The sequence below is a fragment of the Niallia sp. WK069_GA_01 genome (assembly GCF_983173855.1).
Genome location: NZ_OZ470138.1, coordinates 1305843 through 1330987, shown reverse-complemented (window position 1 = coordinate 1330987; position 25145 = coordinate 1305843). Strand labels below are relative to the sequence as shown.

Below are 25145 nucleotides of genomic sequence, written 5' to 3'. Positions count from 1 at the left end.
TGTCTATTTTTTTATAATCTTGTTATTTTTCTCCTTCTAATTTATCCTTCAAAAAAAATCCATTTACTTCTTCTAATAAGCTTATTAATAATTCACTTTTTTCTTCTCCTAGGTGCTCAGCAAGCCGCAAATATTTGTCTTCGATTTTTTGATGAATTTCTTTCGTTACAGATTCTCCTTTTTCTGTAAGGATAATCCGAACAATTCTGCCATCCTTTTCATCATTTATTCTTTTGACAAAGCCTTCCCCTTCTAAAGCATTAATAACCTGCGTAACAGAAGGGGAGGTTATTTGTAACAAGGAACTTATTTCTGAAACAGTAATTGCTTTTTCTCCTTGCTCGTTTCTGCGGTTGATGACAAATAGCATCATCATCTCACTTCTCTTAAAACCATGAATTGTGCGGTTCGAATGGGTTAACTTTTGAAACCGTCTAAATGAATGCAATAATTGATGTGCTAAATCTGACAAATTAATCTCTCCTTTTAAACAAATAAACTAGATAGGTAACTTACCTAATTATAATGGAATTAAAATTTTTTTCAAATAAAAAAGAAGCTGAGACATAACTAAGTAGATAATAGGTAAAGACGAACATTCTCTAATTTAGCACGTAAATGGTTAGTTCCCTATATTGTTTATTTATGTTTTTTCATCTAGTTAACTCAAATCAGATTCGTTTGCAAGTCTTGATATTACTTGGTTTAAGAACAATAAAATGGGAGGCTTGTTTTTTATTGTGGAGGTTACTTTCCACTACGGGTTGCTTCGCTTTCCGCGGGGTGGGAGCTGAGCCTCCTCGGCGTTGCCTTGCGGGGTCTCAGCCTTCCCACATTTCCCGCAGGAGTCTTCGCACCCTCCGTTACAAGCAACCTGTTTTAGAATAAGTTCTTGTCTTCGAATTTCATGACAAGGTAGTATTCCTAAACCATAGTAGCGTTGTTTTTTTGTGTTATTATTCAACGTTGTTTTACAAAAATGTGCCGCTTTTAGTCTATTCTATAAGGTGGGGGTTTTTCCAGTTCAACGACAGCAATTAATGGATCAAACGACTTGATTGAAGTGGAAGGTGCGAGACTCCGGTGGGATTAGCGAGACAGCTGAGACCCTGCAGGCCAAGGGCCGAAGCGGCTAAAGCCGAACCCCACGGAAAGCGAAGTGTATGCAGGCTGCGGGTAATTACCACAAACCTTCTTTTTTTCATGAATAAAAAACCCAAACCATGATACGAAATATTTTTTACCTCTTCGTATCATGGTTCGGGTTTATCTTCGGCAGGTATACTTATGTTCCAGCTTCCTAAAAACGACCTTTTAATGAAATTTTTTCCTTAAATTTTGAATTTATTTACCACAACTAATAATTCTTCTGCCATTACTGTTAGCGCTTTTGCAGAGGTTGTAATCTCTTCCATTGAAGCAAGCTGTTCTTCAGAAGCAGCTGCTACCTCTTCCGCGCCACTTGCATTTTGTCCAGCAATGGATGATATATCAGCAGAAGAAGAAGTTACTTCCTGAAGACCTGCTGACATTTCTTGCACGGTTGCAGATACTTCTTCAATCTCAGGGGTCATTTCCCTTGTGCTTTTGATTATTTGTTCAAATTTATCAGAAGTTGCTTCTGATATCTCTAAACCATCTTCTGCATTTTTGGATACTTTCCCCATAATAGTAACAGACTGTTCTGTATCCATTTGAACTTCTCCAATAAGAGAAGCAATATGTTTTGCAGATGTTTGCGACTGTTCTGCCAGCTTTCTTACTTCATTTGCTACAACAGAAAATCCTTTTCCGTGCTCACCAGCTCTTGCAGATTCAATTGCCGCATTTAATGCTAATAAATTGGTTTGATCTGCTATTGAACTGATTACTTCTATTATCTTGCCAATTTCTTTAGAGCGGTGGTGCAAAGAATCAATTACTAGGTTTGACTGTTTGACAGAATCATAGATAAATTTCATTTGTGTTAAGTTTTTTTCAACAAAAAGTCCACCTTCTTCTGCAACTTTTGATGTTTCTTTTGATAAAGCTGATACAGTCGAAGATCGTTCTGCTATTTGTAGAACTCCTTGTAAAATTTCTTCTAATGAATGGCTATTATTTTCAATTTTGCTTGTAATATTTTCAGCATCACTAGCAATTTGCTGAACAGAAGTGCTTACTTGATCAGATGCTGCTGAGGTTTGCTCTGCACTTGCCATTAATTGTTCAGATGACGCTGTCACTTGTTCCATAGCTTTATTTAATTGATCAACGATTTGTCTTAAATAAAGCTGCATTTGTGAAAAACTTTTAGAAAGCTGTCCAATTTCATCATTTGATTCCACGTTGATCGTTTCCGTTAAATCACCGTTGCTAATTCGATTGGCACTATTTGTTAATTTCTTTAATGGAGAAATAATAGACCTAATAATAAAAAGAACAAGTCCACTACCAATTAAAATAGAGGCTACTAACACAATAGCCGTTACGACAAATATACTCATAGATGCCTGTGATATCTCCGAATCAAACATTATTCCAGAAATTTTCCATCCAGTTTTGTCGTCCGTTTCATATACCACTATTTTTTTGTTCTGTTCCTCAATATAGTTATATTCTCCACTTTTATTTCCGTAAATTTCTTTTAACCAATTAGGTTGCCCTGACGGTTTTGTACCTGATTTTTCATTAGGATGATAAATATAATTTTCGTTTTTATCCAATAAGACTAAATAGCCCTGTTCGCCAATTTTGCTTCCGCGAATCATATCTTTTAGCGAGCTGATTTTCAAATCAATTCCTATAACACCTTTTTGATCATATGTAGATTTTGCAAACGTTACAATTGAATTCCCTGTTCTTCCATCTTCCCGAGGCTGCAGCATTACAATCTTGCCATTTGCTTTCATTGCCTCTTGATACCAAGGCTCTGCCGTTGGTTCTAGGTCACTGGGAACCTCTTGATTTGCATTTAAGAACATTTCTCCATCTTCTCGAACATAATAAACATTGGAAACATCTTGATTTTGACCTAAATATTGTGTAAACATATTTAGAATTTCATCTGTGTTGCCATCAACCATTGTTGCCTCAATATTATTTGCTAAAAAAGTGGTGTCTTGTTCTTTTTTATCAGTAATTTTTCTAATTTCTTCATGGATGAAGGATACGCTTTGATGTGCAGAAATAATCATGTTTTTTCCAATTTTTTGTTTTGCACTTATGTAGGATATAGAACCAATAATTAAACTAGGTATAACCAAAATAGATAAAAAAGATAAGATCAATTTCTTTCTCATTGACATTGCTCGGTTTCCTTTTTTATATACGTTTTTTTTACTAAATACATTGTTCCTTTTTTTTTCTTTGCCATCTCCCTCCTTCTTTTTTCTTATACGTCTCCATTTTAATCCCATTAAAATTGCTCCTTTAAAACTAGTGATATGAATTTTATCGACAATTCAGCAAATTATTATAGTAAAATAGCCACTTTTCAGAAAAAAGTTTAGAAAAAGAAAGTTTTTTGTTTAAATCCCCTTCAAAAAGTCCTGTTTTTCCTCTTTTTAAACCACAACATGTGTTAATGGCAGCTTTTGCATATAATTTTTTATATTCGCGATAACTACTTCTCCTATTCTTTCTGCACACTCTTCTGTTGCACCGCCAATATGACTAGAACAGATAATATTATCTAGTTGTGCCAGTTCGAGGTTTGGTGGCTCCTTGCTAAACACATCAAGGGCAGCCCCCTTTATTTTGTTTTCTTTTAAACATTGTATAAGTGCTGCTTCATCAATTAAATCTCCTCTGGAAATATTAATTAAATAAGCGCTTTTTTTCATAAGAGACAGATTTTGTTTGTTTAATAAATGATAAGTAGACTTTTTCAAGCTGGTGCATATTACGAGATAATCTGTTGTCTTTAAAAGCTCTTCCAACTCGAGGAACTGAACACCTAGTTTGTCTGCTGCTACTTCATCTTTATAATTTCCGTATGCAACGATATCCATATCAAATCCTGTTGCTCTTTTCGCTACTTTTTTACCAATCTCCCCAAATCCAATAATCCCCAGTCTTTTTCCTTCTAAATCATTTCCCATTAATAAATTCCAGCCACCATTTTTCACGATTTCATTTGATTGTGCTAAATGTCTTGAACTGCACAGAAGTAAACCAAAAGCTAAATCTGCTACTGACGAGGCATTTTGTCCTGGTGTATTGGTAACGGATATCTTTCGTTTTGCCGCTTCTTCTAAATCAATACTGTCAACTCCTGTGCCAAACTTTGAGATATATTTCAACTTTGGAGCAGCATCCATGATAGTTCGATCGATTTTTTCTACACCTGTTATAATTATTTCTGCATCACTTACATGATCAAGCAATGATTCTTTTTTTGTTACAATCGACGTGACTTTTGCTCCATTTTTTTCTAATTCTTCAGTTATTTTTTTATTTTCTGCTACAAACACTTCACTTAAGGATAACAAAACTTTTGTCATCGTTGCACCTCTCTCCTATTGATTAGTCATTTCAAAAATGCTTTTTTTATTTATTATGATATAAAAGCTAACATTAATCATCAATTTTCGGGAAAAATATGCTTTTTTTGTAGGTTACCATGCATTGCAACTCTCAATGAGTCCGCAGCCTGCATACACTTCGCTTTCCTGCGGGCGAGCGTCGAGCCTCCTCGCTACGCTGCGGGGTCTCGTCTTTCTCGCATTCCCGCGGGAGTCTTCGTGTATGCAGGCTACTCCTTGCTTTAATTATCACAAACTTAACCAAACTGCCTATTTTCATCCTTCATGGTATTTTAGATAATCTGAAAAATACAAACTATTTTCCTATTTGTTATGCTAAAATGGATGGCAGGAATAATGACATAAGGAGAGATAATATGTCTATATGGAAAGTTAAAAGAAAAGTTAAAAATGTACTTATACAAGAAAATGACCAAGAAACACAAGAAATGAATGGACAGATTCAAGTTGCTGCTGATCAACTAAACGGTGTGGTGGAACAAATGAAACTCGCTGCCTGCTCCTTAAATACCACCTCTGAATCTAGTAAAAACAGTACTTTAGACTTAATGAAGCAAAGTGAAAGGACCGTAGAATATACCCTTCAAGTATCCGACAAAATGCGGACAATTGAATCATCTGCTAGTGAAATTTCTATGGTATCCAAAAAAATTCATGAACACAGCCAATCATCCTATAACGAGTTAATTCATTCTCTATCTTCTTTGTCTGCCTTACAAGAAAAATACGATTCATTATTATCCAATCATTATTCATTGCTTAAACAAATGGAAAGTTTAGTAAATCACTCTCATAATATTAATAAGATTCTTTCAACAATCGGATCTATTTCTCAACAAACGAGTATTCTTTCTTTAAATGCTACGATAGAGGCAGCAAGAGCCGGAGAACATGGGAAAGGTTTTGCTGTAGTTGCAAGCGAAGTTGGCAAACTTGCCAATCAAACAAGTACTGCCGTTGAACAGACAAGAAATAATATTTTACAAGTACAAGAAGAAATTTCCATTACTACAAATATGGTTCAAACAGAAACAGAACAAATCGAATCTGGTTCAGGCGAATTACAGCATATTGGAAATTTATTAGACAACTTTAAAAATAATTTAAATACAATTACCTCCATGGTTTCTAATTCTAGTGAAGAGGTGGATGCGCAATCTACAAGTGTTAAAGAGATAGCCAACCTTCTAGAGGAAATCTCCAAAAGGACGATTTATAATAAAGAATATGTTTCTCAAGTAATTAACGATATGGATCAACAGCACAAAAACGTTGAGGAAATAATCATGATCAATGAATTATTACATACAACTTCTGAAGCATTGCAAACGATTATCACAGTTAAAGATTCCATCTCGTTAACATCGGAACAGAAAGAATTTATTTATACTATTCAAAAGCAATTACAAGATAAAATAAACCTTTCATCTCTTTCTGAAATGAATGATGCTTATCATAAAAATTGGTTGGATACTATTTTAGCCGAGCATTCAGAGTTAGATGCTATATGGTCCAACAGACTAGACGGCAGCTTCCTTTACAGCAAACCAAAAGCTCTGCTGATCAATGCAAGTATACGAAAATGGTTTATCGAAGCATGCAAAGGAAAATCGTTTATTACAAGTGCCTATACATCTGTTTTAACCAAACGACCTTGTATTACCATTTCCTTTCCCATTTTAAAAGATCAAGAAGTTGTTGGCGTAGTTGGAGTGGATATTTCGTTTTAAATAGTGAAATAAGAAAACGTGGGAAGCAGATCATACAAACGAAGGCCGTCATATGTATATGGCGGCCTTCGTTTGTATGCTTTATCAGACTTACCTGCGCTTGTCTCTCTTTTTTGCATCTTTAAAAGGAGTTTACGCCAAGTTAGAAATCGGATAAAAAAATACTATTATAATCTATCGCTGGCAGTGCTCCAATTTTTGTTGCCACCATTGCTCCTAAGAGATTCCCTTTTTGAACATAATCTTCTAATTCCACTAGAGAAGTCGGCATTCCTTTTCTATATATATTATAAAGAATTGCCGCCATAAAGGCGTCGCCAGCTCCGGTAGTATCTTTTACTTCGATAGGATCTCCACTTGCTTTTATTGCTGTATGATACAGCAAACCATACGCCCCTTGTTCCCCCATTGTAAGAAGAACAAGCGGAATATTATATTGCTTCAACATTTTTAATCCTGCTTCCACTGACTGTACTTCAAATAAAAATAATAATTCTTCTTCTGATAATTTTAATACATCCAAAAGAGGAAAAAAGCTTCTTATAATATGTCTGCATTCTTGTTCACTTGTCCATCTTTGCAAGCGTATATTTGCATCAAAACTTACAATAAGTTGGTTATCCTTTGCAAATTTCATTGCTTTTTCCGTTGCTTTCCGCGCCGTTAAATGAAAAAGTGTTCCTGAACCAAAATAAAATATCTTTTTATCTTGAATTGTCTCCATTAGAATATCTTTTTCTGAGATAACATCATCTGGTGTATCATTGATATAAGAATGAAAATGCCGCTCTCCTTTTTTATCTAAATGAACATAAACACCACTTATTTTTTTCTCAGATGAAAAAATACTATAATCTAAATGAATGAACTCTTTTTCTAGTTCTTTTCGTACAAAAAAACTATCATCACGCCTGCCCAATTTTGTTACATAATAACTTGGAATTTTTAAACGGCTTAAATGAACAGCCACGTTAACGGACGCACCTCCAAGTTTTTGTTCAAATTTATCATTATTTGTATTCATAGAGATGTAATCAATAAATGCATCTCCTATCGAAATAATCCCTCGTTTTTCCAATTGCATCTTCCTTTACAAAAGTTTCGATATCATCATCATACTAGGATTCTTGTATATTTACCAAACTATCTTTTTTCCAACATTTCTATTTTAATAGTTGAAACCTTTTTATCCTTTTTTACGTCTTTACATATGCACTTCACTTACCATTTTTTTATTCACTATTTATGCTCAACATTAAGAAAGTTGAGCCTGCTTTATTGAAAAATTAGGAGTGTTGCTTTTGGAAGAAATTTGTTATGATATGGTAGGACATATATGCATGAAATAATAAATATACATAGTAAAAACTATAAGAAAAGTATTAGGAGTGAATAGCTTGAACGAATTATGGAATATTATTGTCGCTATTATTCTAGGAATAGTAGAAGGTCTGACAGAGTTTGCACCCGTTTCCTCTACAGGCCATATGATTATTGTCGATGATTTATTATTAAAATCAAAAGATATTTTTGATGAACCAGTGGCAAATACCTTTAAAATTGTTATTCAGCTAGGTTCTATTTTAGCCGTTGTTATTTTATTTAAAGATCGTTTTTTAAATCTTTTAGGACTTAAAAAGGATATTAACGGACAAAAAACAAGAGGACATAAATTAAGCTTAGTACAAATTTTTATTGGCCTGCTTCCTGCTGGAATACTAGGTGTATTATTTGAAGATTATATTGATGAAAATCTATTTACAATGGCTACCGTTGTTTATGCCTTAATCGCTGGGGCCATCTTAATGATTATCGCTGATTTTATCCAAAAAAGACGAAAAACACCTGTTGCATCAGTTGATAAAATTACAAATAAACAAGCTTTTTTAATTGGCCTTTTCCAATGTGTTTCTTTATGGCCAGGGTTTTCTCGTTCTGGTTCCACCATTTCAGGGGGAGTCATATTAGGATTAAGCCACCGTGCTGCTGCTGATTTTACCTTTATTATGGCCGTTCCTATTATGGCTGGAGCCAGTTTTTTATCGTTACTTAAAAATTGGCAATATATCACAATGGACGCACTTCCATTTTTTATCGCAGGTTTTATCAGCGCCTTCATTTTTGCAGTAATCTCAATTCGTTTCTTCTTAAAACTAATTGATAAAATTAAATTAGTACCATTTGCGATTTATCGAATTGTACTGGCTATTGTATTAATATTAATCTTTTTCTAAAACAACTTTGAACTATATATTGCAAAAAGCACTACCACAGTTCCGTAATGGTAGTTTTCCAATTAGCAGACTAAATCATTTTGATTTGGTCTTTTTTATTAATTTCACAAAAAGATTACGTGGTTTTAAACGATGGAATCACACTCTAGAAAGTAGTGATGTTTGTATGGTAAAAGGTACGTGATCTACTATGAACTAGGAGGATTCATTGTAATAATATGTTAAACTGACACTAGGGTATGTGAATATCTGTTCGCAAACCAACGTAAGCATATCTGTAGCACGTTCTAAAATTTTAAATGGGGGATTATATTGAATAAAATGCTGAAATTGAAATTAATATTTGTAACGCTAAGTTGTTGTGGTTTGATTATGTATTTACTTTTTTATTTTCATCAATATTCAATTAGCAATAACCAGTCTGCCCTAGAATCACATTTTAAAGAATGGCTTAAAAATGAAAGTAAAGAATATGAACCAAAAATTTTAGATGTTCGGCAATTAGACAAATCAAATTCTTATCTAGTTCTATTTGAGACGAAAGATAAAAATCAGATAGGCTACGCACGTTACTTAAAAGGATGGAACGGTAAATTTAAGCCAGATAATTACCATTTTGGAACGGAGAAAGTTCGTTTTGAAGAAATTGATACGAATATTGGTAAGTTTGGAATTGTATTAGGATTAAACCCTGCTTTAAAAATCAATCATATAAAAGCTCCAATAGTAGATGAAGCACTCAGTTTTACATTTAAAGTTTCTGAGGATCAATGGTTTTTTAGATATAAAAAAATCCCAAAAGATATAAACCATCAAGTTTTTTCCAATTTAGAATTATTTGATAAAAATAATAAAGAGCTTGAATATACAGAATTATTTTAAAAAATATTCAAAGTTAAATTCACCAATATTTTCATTAAACTATATCATCACTTAAGTTGATTATGAAAATAAGATTAATTTCTAATAAATGCTTAGCATAAACCAAGCGTTAGAGTGTAGAAAAAGTAAGACTGCAAAATTTTATACACAAGTTTCCAAAAATGAAATCACCTGTCTTTTTTCATTTATTTACTTAAAGCATATTGGGGATTCAAAAAGCATCCTATTCTTACTATTTTCTTTAAATTACTATATCTCCCCTATGCTCCAGTCATATTTTTTTGACAAGAGTTTAGAATAATATTTTTCCAATAGTAAACCGTTTTCGATTTACTAAATCCCCCCTAGTTAAAAAGGCTCATTTTAAAACGGATATGAAAAAAAACGTAGAAAATCCTTTCCATTATACCATATTTTTGGTAATATCCTAAAAGTAGCAAAAATTTGAGGAGTTAGTAAAAATGACTGTTTTACTAGATAATAATGATTTGGATAATTTATTATTTTATATAAATAAACTTCGTCAGGATTTAATTGAAGTTGGATTAAATCATGGATTAGCAAGCAAGGAAACGCTTATATTAAGTCAGAAATTAGATTATTATATTCATCAATATCAAAGAATTATTTACAATCAATCATAACTTACATCTTTATATACTATCGGGGACTCTTTCTTCATCTCCGTCTAAAAAAATGTAGTAGCACGAAACAATAATAAAGGCTGGAGAGGAAAGTTATTTTAAGCTTCTTTTGCAAAAAACTAGCTACTAAACAACAGTCTAAAAACTTATTAAACTAATTTGCACCTGATGGAAAATCGACTAACTATACAATATTGATTGCCTATACCTCTCGCCCCTTACTCTTTATCTTTATGGTTTCTTGCACTAGGTGCCATCCTGTACCTCGCATCTAGAACGCTTCCAAACATAGAATGTTTTATGCCTTTACCTTTAAAACTTTTCAAAACAAATAGGCACTGATAAACAGTACCTATTCCATATGTTTTCTTAAAACTCTTTTCTTGCCATTTTTCACTTCCAATATATCAAGCAAAAAAATGAAAATTGGTATTCCAACAATTAATCCCCATACACCAAAAAAATGCTCTGAAAAAATAAGGATTATAAAAGTGAAAAACACTGGTAAATCCGTCTTAGAAGACATGAGTTTTGGATTTAATATATATGCTTCAATCGCATGAATAACCATAATAAGAATAACAATTGTGATGACCTGTGGCATTCCACCTAATGTGTAAGCAATGGTGCCTAAGGGCAGTAAGGAAAGAATAACACCTGCAACTGGAATAAGTCCAAGAAAAAAAATCATAATGCCTATTCCGAATAGTTGTGGAAATCCTAAAAAATATAAAGCCACTGTCGTAAGAGTACTGTTAAATAGAGCAATAATAAATTGTGCCTCTATTACTTTTCCAAAGGTACCAGCAAATTTTCGTCCAAAATACATAAACTCTTCATAAATTGCTGCTATTTTACTTTTGCTGACCTGTTGTGAAAATTTTTTCAACTTTTCCTTTTCTAATAAATAAAACAAACTTAATATAATTCCCAAAAAGAACTGCAAGCCTATATTACCTATACTAGTAAAGTAAGGCAGCAATAAAGCAACCCCTTGTCGCAAGTAAGTAGAAATATGATAATTTTGAATAATATGTACAAAGTAGTTATAAACAACATTATTATGCGGCTGTGTATAAAAATCAATAATTTGTTTGATCAGCTGTGTTATTTCCACTAGAATAATCGGCAAATACATACTAATTCCAAAACACAACGCTCCAATTACCAGGCTGTATAGAAGAATAACGATAATATTACGTTTTATTGGAATTTTTCTTGCAAAAACATTCACAAATCTCTCCATTAGAAAAGAAAAAATAAAGGTAAACAAAATAAGATTTATCATACTGTGGACTGAGTAAAGAGTAACTGCAAATAAAACAAGAATGAGAAATCGTTTCAAATCCTTGTTAACAATAAATCTAGAAAAATAATCCATTTAAAAGACTCCTGACAATTGTTGAATAACTTATTATGTTAACTGTTTTCTACTTAAAAAGGCACGAATCTCCTTCCTTATCATTATTTACGAATAAGTAAAAAATAACAAGGAATATTTCGCTAAATCCAAACATTTCTCCTATTCTTATACTATCAATAAGAAGCTTGTTTTGTTAACTATTTCTATAGTATTTTCTACCTCAGTGGTTATTTTTAGTTTTACTTTTACATCTCTTCCATGTTCTGAAAATCGTGTAGCTCTGATAAACCCTCTTTATCTACAAAAAAGCATCATCCACTAAACGAATAATGGTGCTGATGCTTTTTTGGTTACTTCACTTCATATAAATAAATTCTCCAATAGCCTTGATCTGTTTCGAATTGTTTGCGAAAAACCAAACTATTATCCTGAGGATTTTCAATACGTACTGCTGAAAGAATAAATCGTCCACCCATTTTCTTAAGCTGTTCTGTATTTAAATTCAGATGATGAATTACTTTCTTTGTGTTTTTAGAATATTGATAATGCTTTCCTAATTCATCTACAAAAATATAACATCTTCCACCCCAGTCATCAAAGTATACACGGAGCGGTTTATTTTTGTTTAATTCTGGTTCAATTATCTTTCGAAACTCCTGCTTATAACGTAAAGGATAAATATTACTATAAGAATCCAGCGTGTAAAAACCATTATATTGAGCAACATCTGGATGCATGCCAATACTAACTACCCGGTATTGATCCATCGGAAGCTTAATATAGTTTTTTATTTGTGTAAATTCATCTTTTGCAAAATACTGACCATAGCTCGGTTGATGATTGTATTTAACTTCTTCATTATTCGGCACTAAAACAAGCAATTGTAGAGATATGAGTAAATACGTGATTTTTTTTCCTTTGCTTCCCATTTTCCAAATCATGCTTAAGGATAGAGCAAACAAAACATAAATAATCATTGGTCTTAAATAATGAAATCTAGCAAAGTTGAAAGTTGTTAAAATACTAATACGCTCTTTTAATGGCTGCCATGCTTCAAAAAACCAAAAGGCATACCAAGTGGATAGCAATACATTCAATATATGAAGGCCAATAAATAATTTATGGTCTTTCCATGTTTTTTTCCAAAGTACCATAAACAAACAAAAAAGGGTTAATGGCAGAATAATAAATTGATGAATGGTTCTATCCTGATTATGGCTGATTACATAATTTTTCCCAACAAGTCTAATTGTTTGCCAAAAAGATAATTTTGATTGATAAAACACATCTCGATTTGTCAGCTCATGCGTTGGTGCAATCATGGATGCTACCAATCGATAATCAATGCATAAATAAATAAGCAGCATGTAGAAAATCGATAAAAATAACGGCATATTCCATTTTTTTGTTTTAATTACATCGTAAATCCAGATAAATCCCATTGCGGTAAGAAAATAAAAGAAGCCTATTACAAACGTCGAGAAAAAAGGCAAAATCGTTAATACAATGTAATTTTTCCAATGCTTATCCCCTGAGCGAATATTTAAGAAACTCCACAGTGCCAGTGGCATTCCAAGTATACTCAGCATCCCTGATGGCCAGTAAGGGGTTAAAGAAAAGGCCAGTGCTGTTCCAATAGAAATAAAGGAATTTTCCTTACTCTTAAATACAAACTTTTTCAGAAGTAAATACATCCCTAAAAAAGCAATAAATCTTGTAATCGCTTGACTTAATCCATATGCAATGACTGGTGGAAACAACTGAAATAAAAAAACCATCGCATAATACTCGGAATAATACGTATCCCTCGAAAAGTTGCCATTCATAATTTGTTCCATCGGTGTATTCAATGGTGCAAAAACTTTGCCGCTATCCTTTAACACTTGATACCAGCCCAAGTTAGAATCTACATTATCATGGATGCGCATATGCGCGTTTTCATTTAATAAGAAATAGGGGGATACCCATATTGAAATAATAATGATTGCAATAATCATATAAAGATTTTTTTTGTTTATTTTTTTTTGTTGCTGAATCATTGTAAACTCCTTGGCCCTTGCTTGTATTTATGTGGAAACACTACATATTTTTGTCCGATATAATTTAGAATTGTATAGAGTCCACTACCAAAAAGGACTGCGATCTCTTCTGTATACCCAACTGGAATAGCAAGCATTTTCACTATTTCTCCAACAAGTTCTAATCCAATTTTATAAGCAGCAATATACGATACAATAATAACAATCGCAAATCGAATACTGCTCCCCATAAACGGCGCCTTGCTTTCAAACGTAAATCGTTTATTTAAAAAATAACTAACACATGCTCCAAGACAATTTCCTATAAAGGTGGACGTCCAATAGTTCAATTGCAAGAAGCTTAAACAAGTATAAGTAATACTTAGTCCAATCAGTGTATTAATAACACCTATGAGAAGAAACTTAATAAAAGGATGTCTGAACATTATATATGTACCTTTGTTCTAGCATTTTCTTCTGTGCTTTTATTGCATAAATTAGACTCAATAATATAACGGGGACGCTGCTTTACCTCTTCATATATTTTTCCAATATATTCTCCGATTAGGCCTATACTCATTAATAACAATCCGCCAATCAGCCAAATCGATATCATAAGCGATGCCCAGCCAGCTTCTGTATCTCCCATAAATTTTTCTATGAGAACATAAACACCAGCAATCATACTAATAAAAAAAGATAAGAATCCAATCAATGTAATAAAACGAATTGGCTTAACACTGAATGACGTAATGCCATCTAATGCAAAAGCGAGCATTTTTGCCAATGGATATTTTGATTCCCCTGCCTCACGTGCTTTACGCTCATAATATACTTTTGTTGATTTAAACCCTAATAAAGGAACTACCCCTCTTAGAAAAAGATTCGTTTCTTGAAAGCGCAGCATTTCTTTTAAAGCCCGCTTGCTTAATAATCGATAATCCGCATGATTATAAACAAGAGATAAACCTAATTTCCCCATCAGCTTGTAAAAACCTTCAGCTGTTGTTCTTTTGAAGTAGCTGTCTGTATCCCGTTTGCTTCTTACTCCGTATACTACATCAAACCCATTTAGATATTGCATGACAAATTCTCTTATTACAGAGGTGTCATCTTGTAGATCTGCATCAATGCTTATCACACAATCAGAAAACTTCACAGCTTCTTCTAAACCTGCTAATAAAGCCTTTTGATGTCCGAAATTCCTAGAAAGCTTTATCCCGCTTACATACGAATCAAGACGGCATGCCTCTTCAATTTTGAACCATGTGGAATCTTTGCTTCCATCATCGATAAATAATAACTGACTTTTCTTGCTGATTAATTCATCATCGATTAAGTTGTTTAAAACATCCTTTAAATGATAATAGGTGTTGTCAAAAACTTCTTCTTCGTTATAGCATGGTACTGCTATCGTTAAAATTGGTTCTTTCATAAAAAATCCTCACTTCTCTTAAACTAACGGTATCTTTTTTTATTCTTCGCAGAAATCTAAAAATAATCATTGTTATTCTCATGTAAAGACGATTAAAAAGAAAAAAAGTTTCATTTTTTTAAATAAAGGGCTACCATGAAAAAAGGCTTTTGCTCTCTCAATGAGTCCGCAGCCTGCATACACTTCGCTGTGCTGCGGGGTCTCGTCTTTCTTGCATTCCTGCGGGAGTCTTCGTATATGCAAGCCGCTTCCTGTTTCAAACTTATACCATAAAAAAATGGAATGCTGCTTCTTTTCATGCGTCATGGTGCAATTTTGGTTGCATAGATGTCTTCTCTGAAATAGATTCTGTTTTAAGCACTTGTAGCGGTTTCTTGTCTAGTCAATCTAATCAAAAACCATGGACGTTGTACAGGTTTAAAGAAAAACCATATACAATTGGAATATTCTTCATGATAAGGCATCATTGTAACATATCTTATATGAAAAAATGGTGAAGAAAAGGTAAAAAATTTATTATTTTCCGCTCTTGCTACTAATAACATCGTTTTCAAGCGTGTTGATTAACCAATAACTCCCTAAATTCTGGAGCCTGCCCCCCATCATGGTAATGCATTTCGTGCACTATGATATGCTCCCGAATTTTGGTTTTTGGTCCTGATTCACTCTTTATCGGACAAACTCTCCTCTTTTCTCTGCTGTTTTGAGTCTGATTGCTCTTTTATCGGACAAATTCCCCTCTTTCTCTGCTGCCATGAGAATCGGCATAGATAGCTACGAGCCTTCTTTTTACAATAAAAACCAAATACACAATTTTTTCAAATGTGCATTTGGTTTTTATTTATGTTTAATTATTTGGTCGTTTGAACGGCCACCAATTCGCTTCTCCAAAATTTTTCACCATTACTGGGATAAAAAGCGGTAGAATTAAAAATGCATATAATGCTAATCCTGCTAACACAATGCTGGCAATTTGCAGTAGAGATAGCATACCAGAAGGCATCATTGCTGCGAATGTTCCGCCTAAAATAATCGCAGCAGAAATAATAACAGTTCCCATTTTTTTCATTGCCTCGAGCATCGCTTCAGCAATCGTCAAATCACGATATTCATTAAAACGATCCATTAAAAAGATGCTATAATCAACGCCTAATGCGACTAATATAACAAATCCAAAGAAGGGTACTGCCCAACTAATTCCCGTATAGCCTAATAAATTTACATAAATCGCTTCGTTTATTCCCATTGCCGTATAAAAGGATAAAATCAACGATCCAATTATATAAGCCGGCATAATAATGGAACGGAATAAAAAGATAAGAATAATAGATATACCTAACAGCATAAAAACAACAGTTCTAGAATAATCTTGATCGGACATTGTCCGTAAATCAGCATTTGTGCTTGTTATTCCGCCAATTGCTATGTCTGCATTTTCCAATTTTGTTCCTTTTGTTGCTCTGCTTACTGAATCCTTTAATTCATCAACCTGATTAATTGCTTCATTGGAATAGGGATTAGCAGAGAAGACAACATCCATCGTCATAATTTTATGATCCTTCGATAAATAAGTCTTTATTGATTGTGCGAAATCTTTGCTTTCCAATACTTCCTCTGGCAAATAAAAACTGTCTTTATCATTTTTCGATAAACCGGATAAATAATCTGTTGCTGAGCCTAATCCACCCGAAACTTTATCTAAGCCTTGTGCACTTTGATTCAGCCCGTCAGATAATTGTCCGATTTGGTCACCTATATTACTAAATCCAGTTAATAATTGTTTCTGTCCATCATTAATGCCACTTAAACCATTCGCTAATTTTGGCATATTGGAAATTATTTGTCCTTGACCATCTGCCAGTTGATTTAACCCTTTTTGCTGTGCTTGAATGCCGGCAATTAATTGCTCCAGACCAGTTCCAAGCGCTGCCTGATTTTTCACTGCTTCTGCATATCCGCTATTCGCCTGTTGTAATCCCCCTTGCAGACCAGATAGACCTGTATTTAATTCCTTCATGCCAGCTGCCAATTGTGACAATTGAGTTTTTGTTGTTAAAAACCCCTCTTTGATTCCTTTATATGCTTCCTCTTCTCCTAAACCATTATACTTTTGTTCTAAATAAGCAAACGATTCATCTGGCACTTGATTGATGCCCTTCGACAGCTCTTTTAATCCTGCTTCAATTTTTTGATATTCACTTACAATGGTGGATAAATTCGATTCTATTTCTTTATAACCTGGCTGCAGCTTCTGATGAGCAGCTAATAATTTTTCTGCACCAATTTCTGCTTCTTTTAATCCTTGAATAATCTGATCTGATCCAGCAGAGCCTTGACGAATGCCATTTTCAATTTTGGTTAAATTTGTTTGAATCTCGTTTAAACCTGACTGAATTCCAGAAGTCCCGCTTATTAGATCATTGATGCCTTTTGATGCATTATTCAATTCTGGTTTTGACTTAGAAAGTTCACTACCCGCATCATGAAGACCATCACTAATTTTGTCCAACCCTTGTTTTCCTTCCCCTAAACCTTCTTCTAAACTTTCTGCCTGTTTATGAACATATAAATCATCAATAGGTTCTCCAGTTGGGCGTGTAACTGATCGAACTTTATCCACTAATGATACCTTTGCTAATTCCTTGCTTATATTTTCTGCTATTCCTAAATATTCAGTTGAATTCATTTCTTCATCATTTTTAATAACAACAGTAGAAGACAATGCTTCCCCAGGACCAAAGCTATCTGCAATGGCATTAAAAGCTTTAATGGAGGAAGCATCATCACCAATTTCATCTAAAGAATTGAAAGATAACTTTCCATCATAGGTTACGAGAAATGGGACACAAACAATTGCCACAATCAGTAAAGCAATAAGCGGTCTATTTAACGAGAATTTCCCAGCAATTGCCCATACTTTACTTTCCCCATGTTCTGCAGTTGATTTCGATGGCCAAAATATTTTTTGACCAAGAACCAGCATAAAGAACGGAACTAATGTAAAGAGTGCGATTAATAATAATGCTGCCCCCACTGCAACAGCAGAAGCGGACTGATATAGCTTAAATTGGGAAAATCCAATCGCTGCAAAACCGATCATTACGGCAATGCCGCTGAAAAGAACCGTTCGACCTGCATTTTTATACGTTTCAAGTATTGCCTCTACTATACTTTCTCGATGGGAAAACTCTTCTTTAAAACGGGATAGCAGCAAGATGCAATAATCTGTTCCAATTCCAAATAATACGGCTACCAAAAATATTTGCGTATAATTAGAAATCGGAAAATCAAATTTATCCACAAGTATGGAAACAATAGATTGAGATGCTAAATAAGAAACACCAACTGTAATTAACGGAATCAGTGGAGCAATGATTGAGCGGAAAACGATCAATAACACCGCTAAAATAAATACAACGGTAATCCCTTCCGTCTTCTTTAACCCTTCTTCTGAGCTTTTGGTTAAATCCTGATCAATCATCCAATTGCTTGTATAATAATGATCCACCTTGATGCCCTTTACTTCATTATATAATGCATCACTAACTTCCTCTGCATCTCTGTTATTCCAACTCACTGACAGCGAAACCAATATTGTTTTGCCATCTTTCGAAACTAGCTGATCTTCAAGATTTTTATCTAGAAAGTGTGAAAGAATCTTGGTAATGCCTAATTGCTTCTTATTCTTTTCTAATTTTTGTACTGCCTCTTTTGCCTCTGCTATTTCTTTTGTTGTTAACTTTTTGTCTTCATGAAAAACAAGAGCAACCGTAGATTGATCACCAATATTCTCTTGTTTTTGTATCTCCTCTATTATTTTGCTAGCTTGTGCAGAACTAACATCATCTGGCAGACTGATTTGTCCTTTTTCCCTCACTAAATCTGCCATATTCGGTGCAAGAAAAAATAAGCCTACAATAACGATTACCCAGGCAATAGGAATAAACCATTTTCCTTTTAATAATGTATTCACTCTGTCTCCTCCACTACTATTTCTTTACTTTCAACAATTAACTTGTCTAATTTCTCAAAAGTAGTTAAAAAAGCACTAATCTCTGTTTCATCAAATTTAGTAATAATGGATTCTACTAATCGATGAATTCTTTCTTCCATTTTTGTAAAAATAATGTGTCCCTTATCGGTTAATGTTAAATAAATCACTCTTCTATCCTTTTCATCACGGGTTCTTTCAATATATTCTTTTTCATACAACCGATTAATAATAGAAGTAATCGCACTTTTTTTCACTCCAAAAACAGAGGCTAATTCTGAAGATGTACATACGTTTACTCTATTTATGTAGCGCAATGTATAATGCTGTTCACATGTTAGAACATCGCCAATTTCTAATCTAATTAGATTTTCCAGTTTCCTATTGACAGAAAAATTAATATCGACATAACGATTCACCACATCTATCGTTTTTTGTTTACTAATTGGATCCACCTCACATTCTTTTTTTTAGTTCAAACACTTAACTATTAAACAGTTTAACTTTAATTGTTTTTTCCTGTCAATCATTACTATATCTATTTCGATTATTTTATATGGAATTTGACTCAGCATACCAATCGACATTACTTGTTTAATAAAAAGAAAGCTTGAATTTATTTAACTGTTGTATGTTGTATGTTGTAAGTTGTAAGTTGAAGCTTTAGAATGCAAGCATTTAGCTGCACCCTAGAATATTATGTCTATGCTATAATAGGAAAAATAGGCGTATTATTTGGAGGAATTATGAAGACATTTGATATGAAAAACACATTAATGGAAGCTTTAGGTATTGAAATAACTGCAGTAAAAACAGACGGCACATGTATAGCCACGATGCCGGTTGATTCACGTACAAAACAACCTTTTGGCTATTTACATGGAGGAGCATCCGTTGCCTTGGCAGAAACAGTTGCAAGTCTAGGCGCTGCTAATCTTGTCGATTTGGAAACACAAGCAGTATTCGGACAAGAAATTAATGCAAATCATATTCGCTCTAAAAAAGACGGCATGGTAACGGCTATCGCATCTGTTATTCATCAAGGAAGAACAAGCATGGTATATGAAACCAAAATTGTGGATGAGGAAAAAAACCTAATCAGCATCTCCCGCTGTACGATTGCAGTAGTAACTAAGCGAAAGTGAATGAAGAGAAAAAAATAGCCAAAGGATTACAGCCATTAATCCTTTGGCTATTTTCTATAACAAGGCTTATACGCGGAAAGCAAAAGAGAACTCTCACTACAACCTTTATTTCCAGATAAGACACCCATGCAAACAAATTTGCACCATGGCACATGAAAAGAAGCATTTTTCTTAAATTAAAAGCAGGGAGCAGACAGCATACACGAAGACTCCCGTGGGAATGCGAGAAAGACGAGATCCCACAGCGCAGCGAGGAGGCTCGTCGCTCGCCCACAGGAAAGCGGAGTGTATGCTGGCTGCGGACTCATTGAAATAGCCAACGCCTAAGAGAATAATCAAACAGTACCTCCTCTTCTTAAAACCACCGTCAAATCAAGCTGTTTTAATCATTTACTTGTATATACCCTAGCCTCAAATGGCTTCAACTCTAAGCCCGTCGTACATTCATGTTCATCTATATCATAATTAGAAAGCAATAAATTATCCGAATGAAGCTCCACTACACGATTTTGAAAATTTGCTTCAGAAGATGTCATATTAACAATTACAACAATTTTTTTATCTGCCAATGTTCTTGTATAAGCAAAGATATCCTCATTTTCTCTATCAATTAAATCAAACCTTCCATATGTTAAAATTGGTCCATTTTTCTTTAATTCAATCATCTTTTTATAATAGTGATAAATAGAATTAGGATCCTTTTTCTGATTTTCTACATTTATCTCTAAATAATTAGGATTTATACCCAACCACGGAGAAACAGTGGAGAACCCAGCATAAGGTTCACTAGACCATTGCATTGGCGTACGTGTATTATCACGGCTGGAAGCCCAAATAATTTCCATTATATCTTTATGCTCCATTCCTTCTTCTAGCTTTAAACGATATAAATTTTTAGTAGCCACATCATCGTATTCCTCAATAGTCGGGAACTTGACATTGGTCATACCAATCTCCTGCCCTTGATAAATAAAAGGAGTCCCATGCATAAAAAAGTACATCGTGGCTAAAGCTTTAGCACTTTCCTCCCAATAGTCTTTGTCATCTCCCCATGTGGAAACGGTTCGAGCCTGATCATGATTTTCTATAAATAATGCATTCCATCCCCTATTTTCAAGCCCTTTTTGCCACTTATTTAACACTGTTTTTAATTTAATAACATCCACTTTTTTCTTTTTATCCACGGCCCATAAATTTAGATGCTCAAATTGGAAAATCATATTAAATTTCCCTTTCTTTTCACCAACCCATAGCTCAGCTTCTTCTACAGTAACACCATTTGCTTCTCCCACTGTCATGATGTCATACTTTGCAAGAGATTCCTCTTTAAATTCTCCCAGGAATTGCTGAATTCCCTCTACATTCATATGTTTATCAAAAGAAGGGACATACTCCAATTCATCTGGATTATCCATATCTAAAAGTCCCTCTTCTTTTTTTATATGACTAATGGCATCAATTCTAAATCCATCGATGCCTTTGTCCAGCCACCAATTTACCATCGTATATAATGCCTGGCGTACTTCTTTATTTTCCCAATTTAAATCAGGCTGTTTTGTTGAAAAAATATGCATAAAGTATTGTTCTGTTTTATCATCATATTTCCAAGCAGATCCCCCAAAAATACTTTCCCAGTTGTTTGGCTCTTTTCCATCTTTTCCGTCTCTCCAAATATACCAATCTCTTTTATCACTATCTTTTGACAAACGAGATTCCATAAACCATGGATGTTCATCGCTTGTATGATTAATAACAAGATCAATAATCAGTTTCATCCCTCTTTGATGCACTTCATACAATAACCGATCAAAATCAGCCATCGTCCCAAATTCCTCCATAATATCTTGATAATCGCTAATATCATAGCCGTTATCATCATTGGGTGATTTATACATTGGACAAATCCAAATACAGTCAATACCGAGTTCCTTTATATAATCTAATTTCGAAATGATCCCCTTCAAATCACCAATACCATCTCCATTTGAATCCATAAAACTTCTTGGGTAAATTTGATAAGCAACTGCTTCTTTCCACCATTTTTGAGCTTCCATTAACTAAATCCCCCTTTATTTTATCCTAGAAAATGAATTTCCATTTTTATATTCTTTCCATCGAACAACAAGATTTTCTTTTAATCATTTTTGCTGGAATCGTAATTTGTTTTGGCAAATTATCAGGATATTTAATAATTTCCATTAAACATTGAGCAGCTTCTACCCCAAGCTGGTAAATATTAATATCAACTGATGTTAAAGATGGCTTTATATATTTTGCAATCATTATATTATTAAAGCCAACTATTGAAATATCATTTGGAACGCTGATATTACACTCTTCTGCATAACTAATTAGTTGAATTGCAACAAAGTCGTCAACGACTACCAAGGCAGTTGGCGGCATGTCTTGCTGCATAAGCACTTGAAATACCATCTTGCTATTCTCTTTTAATTTTTGATCGTGAATAATCAATGCTCCATCAATTGGAATATCTGCTTGCTTTAAAGCCTGCTTATATCCTTCTAAACGGTCGATTGTAAAGACTGTTTCGTTGTTTGCTCCAACAAATGCAATATGTTGATGACCAAGATTAATTAAATATTCAGTAATTTGTTTTGTAATAGAAATATTATCATTATCCACATAAGTAATATTCTCTGAGTTAGTATAGGGTCTGCCTATCACTGTAAACGGAAATGAAACGTTAACTAGATAATCCATTACCTTATCATTCGTTTTACTATATAACAGAATAATCCCATCTACTCTTTTTCCTTGCACCATCTGAACAACTTCTTGGTATATTTCCTCCTCCGCTCCAGCCGTTGTTATATAAAGTCCATATTTATTTTTCCGAGCTTTTAAACTTATTCCCCTTAAAACTTCTGGAAAAAACGGATTTTCAAGCAATAATTCAGCCGAGTGCGGCATTACAATTCCAATAATATTGGTCGTTTTTACAACTAAGCTTCTTGCCTGCAAATTTGGGTGATATCCCAGTTTCTCCATTGCTTCCCGAACTTTTATTTTTGTTTCTTCACTTATTTTCGGATGGTTTGCAATTACTCTTGAAACAGTTGAAGGAGAAACATTTGCTTCTTTTCCAACATCTTTGATCGTAACGGACAAAAGCTTACCTCTCCTTTTTATAAAACATTTTCAACAAAATGTTACTCTAACACGCAGTATTTTAACATGGCTATTTCAATTAGCTTATTACGCTAATTATTTTTTCGAAGCGATATAGTGCAAACGATTGCACTATATATTGAAAAATCATATCACAATGAATATTAAGAAGCAATATACCACTGTTGATTTTTCCTTATATAGATAGAGTTTTTCTTCAATATAAAAAACACACATTTATACTTCCTACTAGCACTAATACAAACATAAAAGGAATTTTTTTCCTTTTAATTTTTTCAACACTTTAAGACACTCAGTATTCGTCTTCCTTTTTAAAAAAATACATAATAGTAGACTTATTGGATAAACTTATTTATATTTTTAGTTATACTAAAGGAAGAATGGAGTGTTGTATTATATGGCATCACTAAAAGGAAAAACGGCATTAATAACAGGGGCAGGCAGAGGGATTGGCCGTGCAACTGCTATTGCACTTGCACAAGAAGGAGTAAATCTTGGTTTAGTTGGACTAACTGTAAGCAATTTAGAAAAAGTGGCTGAAGAAGTCAAACAATATGGGGTTTCTGTTTCAATTGCTACGGCTGATGTTGCTGATGAGCATTCGGTTATCGAAGCTGTCAATCATATTACTTCTGAATTAAAACAAATCGATATTTTAATCAACAATGCTGGAATTGCAAAATTTGGCGGCTTCTTAGACCTTTCTACAGAAGAATGGGAAAATATAATCAAAGTAAATGTTTTGGGTACATACTATGTAACAAAAGCAGTTTTACCAGGAATGATTGAAAGAAAAACGGGAGATATCATTAATATTTCTTCTTCTGCTGGGCAAAGAGGAGCTCCTGTGACAAGCGCGTACAGTGCATCTAAATTTGCTGTATTAGGATTAACTGAATCGTTAATGTTAGAAGTGAGAAAGCATAATATCCGTGTAACTGCCTTAACGCCAAGTACAGTTGCTACTGATTTAGCTATTGATACAAACTTAACGGATGGCAATCCAGAAAAAGTAATGCAGCCGGAAGATTTAGCGGAATATATGGTGGCACAGTTAAAATTGAATCCACGTGTCTTTATTAAAACTTCTGGTATGTGGTCAACGAATCCTTAAAAAGTAATACGAGAAAAGAGGGGCATACAAGCATTTTGTCGGGGAAATTTATTCCTGATATGCTTTATGTCCCTCTTATTTGATTGGCTGCCCTGATAATAGGGTTCCTAACGCTCTCAATAAGTCCGCAGTCAGAATACACTTCGCTTTCCATAGGGCTTACGCTTGAGCCTCCTCGGAGTAAACTCCTGCGGTCTCTACCTGTCTCGCAAATCCCATAGGAGTCTTCGTGTATTCTGACTGCTCCCTGCTTATAAATCTAAGAAACCTGTTTCTTTTCATGTGCCCGTGTTACGAATTCTTTTAATAACAAACTTTTGGAAAAGGTTTTTTCTTAAATGGGCTTGGCATAAAGAATATATCGCTGTGGTGCATTGCCTATATAGGAAAATGGATAGCAGGTTGTAAGAACTAGTTCTTCTTTCTTATTGTCTAATGTGATTACGCTTGTATCATCTGCTTCGACAATTTTGCTGGAAGTGATTTTATATTCAAATTTCCCATATGGTAATACAATCATTATTGTGTCTCCTGTCTCTAACTCGCCTGCCCGTCTAAAAACAGTATCTCTATGACCTGATAAAACAATTTGACCCTTTTCTTTTGGAAAAAAACTGCCTCTATAATGACCTACTCCTTTTGCCAAATCATCTGCTTCTGTTCCTTCCACTATCGGTAAAACACCATTAATTTTAGGGATTTCTACCATTCCAACCGCTTCTCCTATCGGTGGAACAAAACGATTTTCCTGATTATCCTTCCATTCCTTTTTAGGTTGTTGAATCGCTTCCTTTGCTTCAGCTAAAGAATGATTTGTTTGCTTTGTTATCTCTCCAATCCCCCATATTCCATAGCTGCAAAAAAGCATTCCTCCTGCAATAAACAGGAGGGAAAAAAACTTAGTTTTATTCAT

At 33.9% G+C, this 25145-nt stretch carries 19 protein-coding genes; 6 read left to right on the top strand and 13 right to left on the bottom strand.

The genetic code is table 11. The features are described 5' to 3' along the window. Window positions 1-22 precede the first annotated feature (22 nt). From AC5LWL_RS06285 to AC5LWL_RS06275, 3 genes are all read right to left on the bottom strand, one after another. Window positions 23-472 (bottom strand): MarR family winged helix-turn-helix transcriptional regulator, encoded by a 450-nt coding sequence (locus AC5LWL_RS06285; RefSeq protein WP_493433526.1) that lies wholly within the window; start codon window positions 470-472, stop codon window positions 23-25. 859 nt (window positions 473-1331) lie between these two features. Next, window positions 1332-3398, bottom strand: a complete 2067-nt coding sequence (locus AC5LWL_RS06280; RefSeq protein ID WP_493433525.1) for a methyl-accepting chemotaxis protein — start codon at window positions 3396-3398, stop codon at window positions 1332-1334. 147 nt (window positions 3399-3545) lie between these two features. Next, window positions 3546-4484 (bottom strand): phosphoglycerate dehydrogenase, encoded by a 939-nt coding sequence (locus AC5LWL_RS06275; RefSeq protein ID WP_493433524.1) that lies wholly within the window; start codon window positions 4482-4484, stop codon window positions 3546-3548. A 398-nt stretch (window positions 4485-4882) separates the two neighbouring features. Here AC5LWL_RS06275 and AC5LWL_RS06270 point away from each other — a divergent pair, with 398 nt between their 5' ends. Continuing rightward, on the top strand, window positions 4883-6256 hold the full coding sequence (locus AC5LWL_RS06270) for a methyl-accepting chemotaxis protein (protein ID WP_493433523.1): 1374 nt from the start codon (window positions 4883-4885) through the stop codon (window positions 6254-6256). Between the two features lie 142 nt (window positions 6257-6398). On the opposite strand, the gene AC5LWL_RS06265 is transcribed toward AC5LWL_RS06270, so the two are convergent. Then, entirely contained in the window at window positions 6399-7334 is a 936-nt protein-coding gene (locus tag AC5LWL_RS06265; protein ID WP_493433522.1) for a carbohydrate kinase family protein, read from the bottom strand. A gap of 319 nt (window positions 7335-7653) precedes the next feature. Here AC5LWL_RS06265 and AC5LWL_RS06260 point away from each other — a divergent pair, with 319 nt between their 5' ends. From AC5LWL_RS06260 to AC5LWL_RS06250, 3 genes are all read left to right on the top strand, one after another. Further along, window positions 7654-8490 carry an undecaprenyl-diphosphate phosphatase gene (locus tag AC5LWL_RS06260; protein ID WP_493433521.1) on the top strand — a complete coding sequence of 279 codons (837 nt, stop codon included), beginning with the start codon at window positions 7654-7656 and terminating at the stop codon, window positions 8488-8490. A 312-nt stretch (window positions 8491-8802) separates the two neighbouring features. After that, window positions 8803-9372 carry a hypothetical protein gene (locus tag AC5LWL_RS06255; protein WP_493433520.1) on the top strand — a complete coding sequence of 190 codons (570 nt, stop codon included), beginning with the start codon at window positions 8803-8805 and terminating at the stop codon, window positions 9370-9372. A 461-nt stretch (window positions 9373-9833) separates the two neighbouring features. Beyond that, on the top strand, window positions 9834-10016 hold the full coding sequence (locus AC5LWL_RS06250; protein ID WP_493433519.1) for a Spo0E family sporulation regulatory protein-aspartic acid phosphatase: 183 nt from the start codon (window positions 9834-9836) through the stop codon (window positions 10014-10016). 352 nt (window positions 10017-10368) lie between these two features. Here AC5LWL_RS06250 and AC5LWL_RS06245 read toward each other — a convergent pair whose 3' ends face one another. The 6 genes from AC5LWL_RS06245 to AC5LWL_RS06220 form a co-directional block, all read right to left on the bottom strand. Continuing rightward, on the bottom strand, window positions 10369-11397 hold the full coding sequence (locus AC5LWL_RS06245) for an AI-2E family transporter (protein ID WP_493433518.1): 1029 nt from the start codon (window positions 11395-11397) through the stop codon (window positions 10369-10371). Between the two features lie 332 nt (window positions 11398-11729). Further along, complete coding sequence (locus tag AC5LWL_RS06240) at window positions 11730-13418, bottom strand: DUF6044 family protein (protein ID WP_493433517.1); 1689 nt, start codon at window positions 13416-13418, stop codon at window positions 11730-11732. Beyond that, a complete protein-coding gene (locus tag AC5LWL_RS06235) occupies window positions 13415-13843 on the bottom strand; it encodes a GtrA family protein (RefSeq protein WP_493433516.1) in 429 nt (142 codons plus the stop codon). Before AC5LWL_RS06235 ends, AC5LWL_RS06240 begins: the two co-directional genes overlap by 4 nt. Beyond that, window positions 13843-14832: a glycosyltransferase family 2 protein gene (locus AC5LWL_RS06230; RefSeq protein ID WP_493433515.1), complete on the bottom strand. Its 990-nt coding sequence runs from the start codon at window positions 14830-14832 to the stop codon at window positions 13843-13845. Before AC5LWL_RS06230 ends, AC5LWL_RS06235 begins: the two co-directional genes overlap by 1 nt. Window positions 14833-15679: 847 nt before the next feature. Further along, window positions 15680-18805, bottom strand: coding sequence for an MMPL family transporter (locus AC5LWL_RS06225; RefSeq protein WP_493433514.1), 3126 nt, complete (start codon window positions 18803-18805; stop codon window positions 15680-15682). Further along, window positions 18802-19278: a MarR family winged helix-turn-helix transcriptional regulator gene (locus AC5LWL_RS06220; protein ID WP_493433513.1), complete on the bottom strand. Its 477-nt coding sequence runs from the start codon at window positions 19276-19278 to the stop codon at window positions 18802-18804. The genes AC5LWL_RS06225 and AC5LWL_RS06220 overlap by 4 nt, the downstream gene beginning before the upstream one ends. Window positions 19279-19569: 291 nt before the next feature. On the opposite strand from AC5LWL_RS06220, the gene AC5LWL_RS06215 reads away from it, so the two are divergent. Continuing rightward, window positions 19570-19968 (top strand): hotdog fold thioesterase, encoded by a 399-nt coding sequence (locus tag AC5LWL_RS06215; protein WP_493433512.1) that lies wholly within the window; start codon window positions 19570-19572, stop codon window positions 19966-19968. A 386-nt stretch (window positions 19969-20354) separates the two neighbouring features. Here the strand turns inward: AC5LWL_RS06215 and AC5LWL_RS06210 are convergent, their stop codons facing one another. Next, window positions 20355-22022 carry an alpha-glucosidase gene (locus AC5LWL_RS06210; protein ID WP_493433511.1) on the bottom strand — a complete coding sequence of 556 codons (1668 nt, stop codon included), beginning with the start codon at window positions 22020-22022 and terminating at the stop codon, window positions 20355-20357. A 46-nt stretch (window positions 22023-22068) separates the two neighbouring features. Then, entirely contained in the window at window positions 22069-23097 is a 1029-nt protein-coding gene (locus AC5LWL_RS06205) for a LacI family DNA-binding transcriptional regulator (RefSeq protein WP_493433510.1), read from the bottom strand. 418 nt (window positions 23098-23515) lie between these two features. Between AC5LWL_RS06205 and AC5LWL_RS06200 the strand changes: the two genes are divergently transcribed. Continuing rightward, complete coding sequence (locus tag AC5LWL_RS06200; RefSeq protein ID WP_493433509.1) at window positions 23516-24232, top strand: 3-ketoacyl-ACP reductase; 717 nt, start codon at window positions 23516-23518, stop codon at window positions 24230-24232. Window positions 24233-24566: 334 nt separating this feature from the next. Here AC5LWL_RS06200 and srtD read toward each other — a convergent pair whose 3' ends face one another. Further along, entirely contained in the window at window positions 24567-25145 is a 579-nt protein-coding gene (gene srtD, locus AC5LWL_RS06195) for a class D sortase, LPxTATN-specific (protein ID WP_493433508.1), read from the bottom strand.

Bases quoted from the DNA above. Each gene is read 5' to 3' on its own strand.
- AC5LWL_RS06280 (WP_493433525.1), bottom strand. From the start codon at position 3,398: ATGGGATTAAAATGGAGACGTATAAGAAAAAAGAAGGAGGGAGATGGC.
- AC5LWL_RS06275 (WP_493433524.1), bottom strand. From the start codon at position 4,484: ATGACAAAAGTTTTGTTATCCTTAAGTGAAGTGTTTGTAGCAGAAAAT.
- AC5LWL_RS06270 (WP_493433523.1), top strand. From the start codon at position 4,883: ATGTCTATATGGAAAGTTAAAAGAAAAGTTAAAAATGTACTTATACAA.
- AC5LWL_RS06250 (WP_493433519.1), top strand. From the start codon at position 9,834: ATGACTGTTTTACTAGATAATAATGATTTGGATAATTTATTATTTTAT.
- AC5LWL_RS06245 (WP_493433518.1), bottom strand. From the start codon at position 11,397: ATGGATTATTTTTCTAGATTTATTGTTAACAAGGATTTGAAACGATTT.
- AC5LWL_RS06240 (WP_493433517.1), bottom strand. From the start codon at position 13,418: ATGATTCAGCAACAAAAAAAAATAAACAAAAAAAATCTTTATATGATT.
- AC5LWL_RS06235 (WP_493433516.1), bottom strand. From the start codon at position 13,843: ATGTTCAGACATCCTTTTATTAAGTTTCTTCTCATAGGTGTTATTAAT.
- AC5LWL_RS06230 (WP_493433515.1), bottom strand. From the start codon at position 14,832: ATGAAAGAACCAATTTTAACGATAGCAGTACCATGCTATAACGAAGAA.
- AC5LWL_RS06215 (WP_493433512.1), top strand. From the start codon at position 19,570: ATGAAGACATTTGATATGAAAAACACATTAATGGAAGCTTTAGGTATT.
- AC5LWL_RS06210 (WP_493433511.1), bottom strand. From the start codon at position 22,022: ATGGAAGCTCAAAAATGGTGGAAAGAAGCAGTTGCTTATCAAATTTAC.
- AC5LWL_RS06200 (WP_493433509.1), top strand. From the start codon at position 23,516: ATGGCATCACTAAAAGGAAAAACGGCATTAATAACAGGGGCAGGCAGA.
- srtD (WP_493433508.1), bottom strand. From the start codon at position 25,145: ATGAATAAAACTAAGTTTTTTTCCCTCCTGTTTATTGCAGGAGGAATG.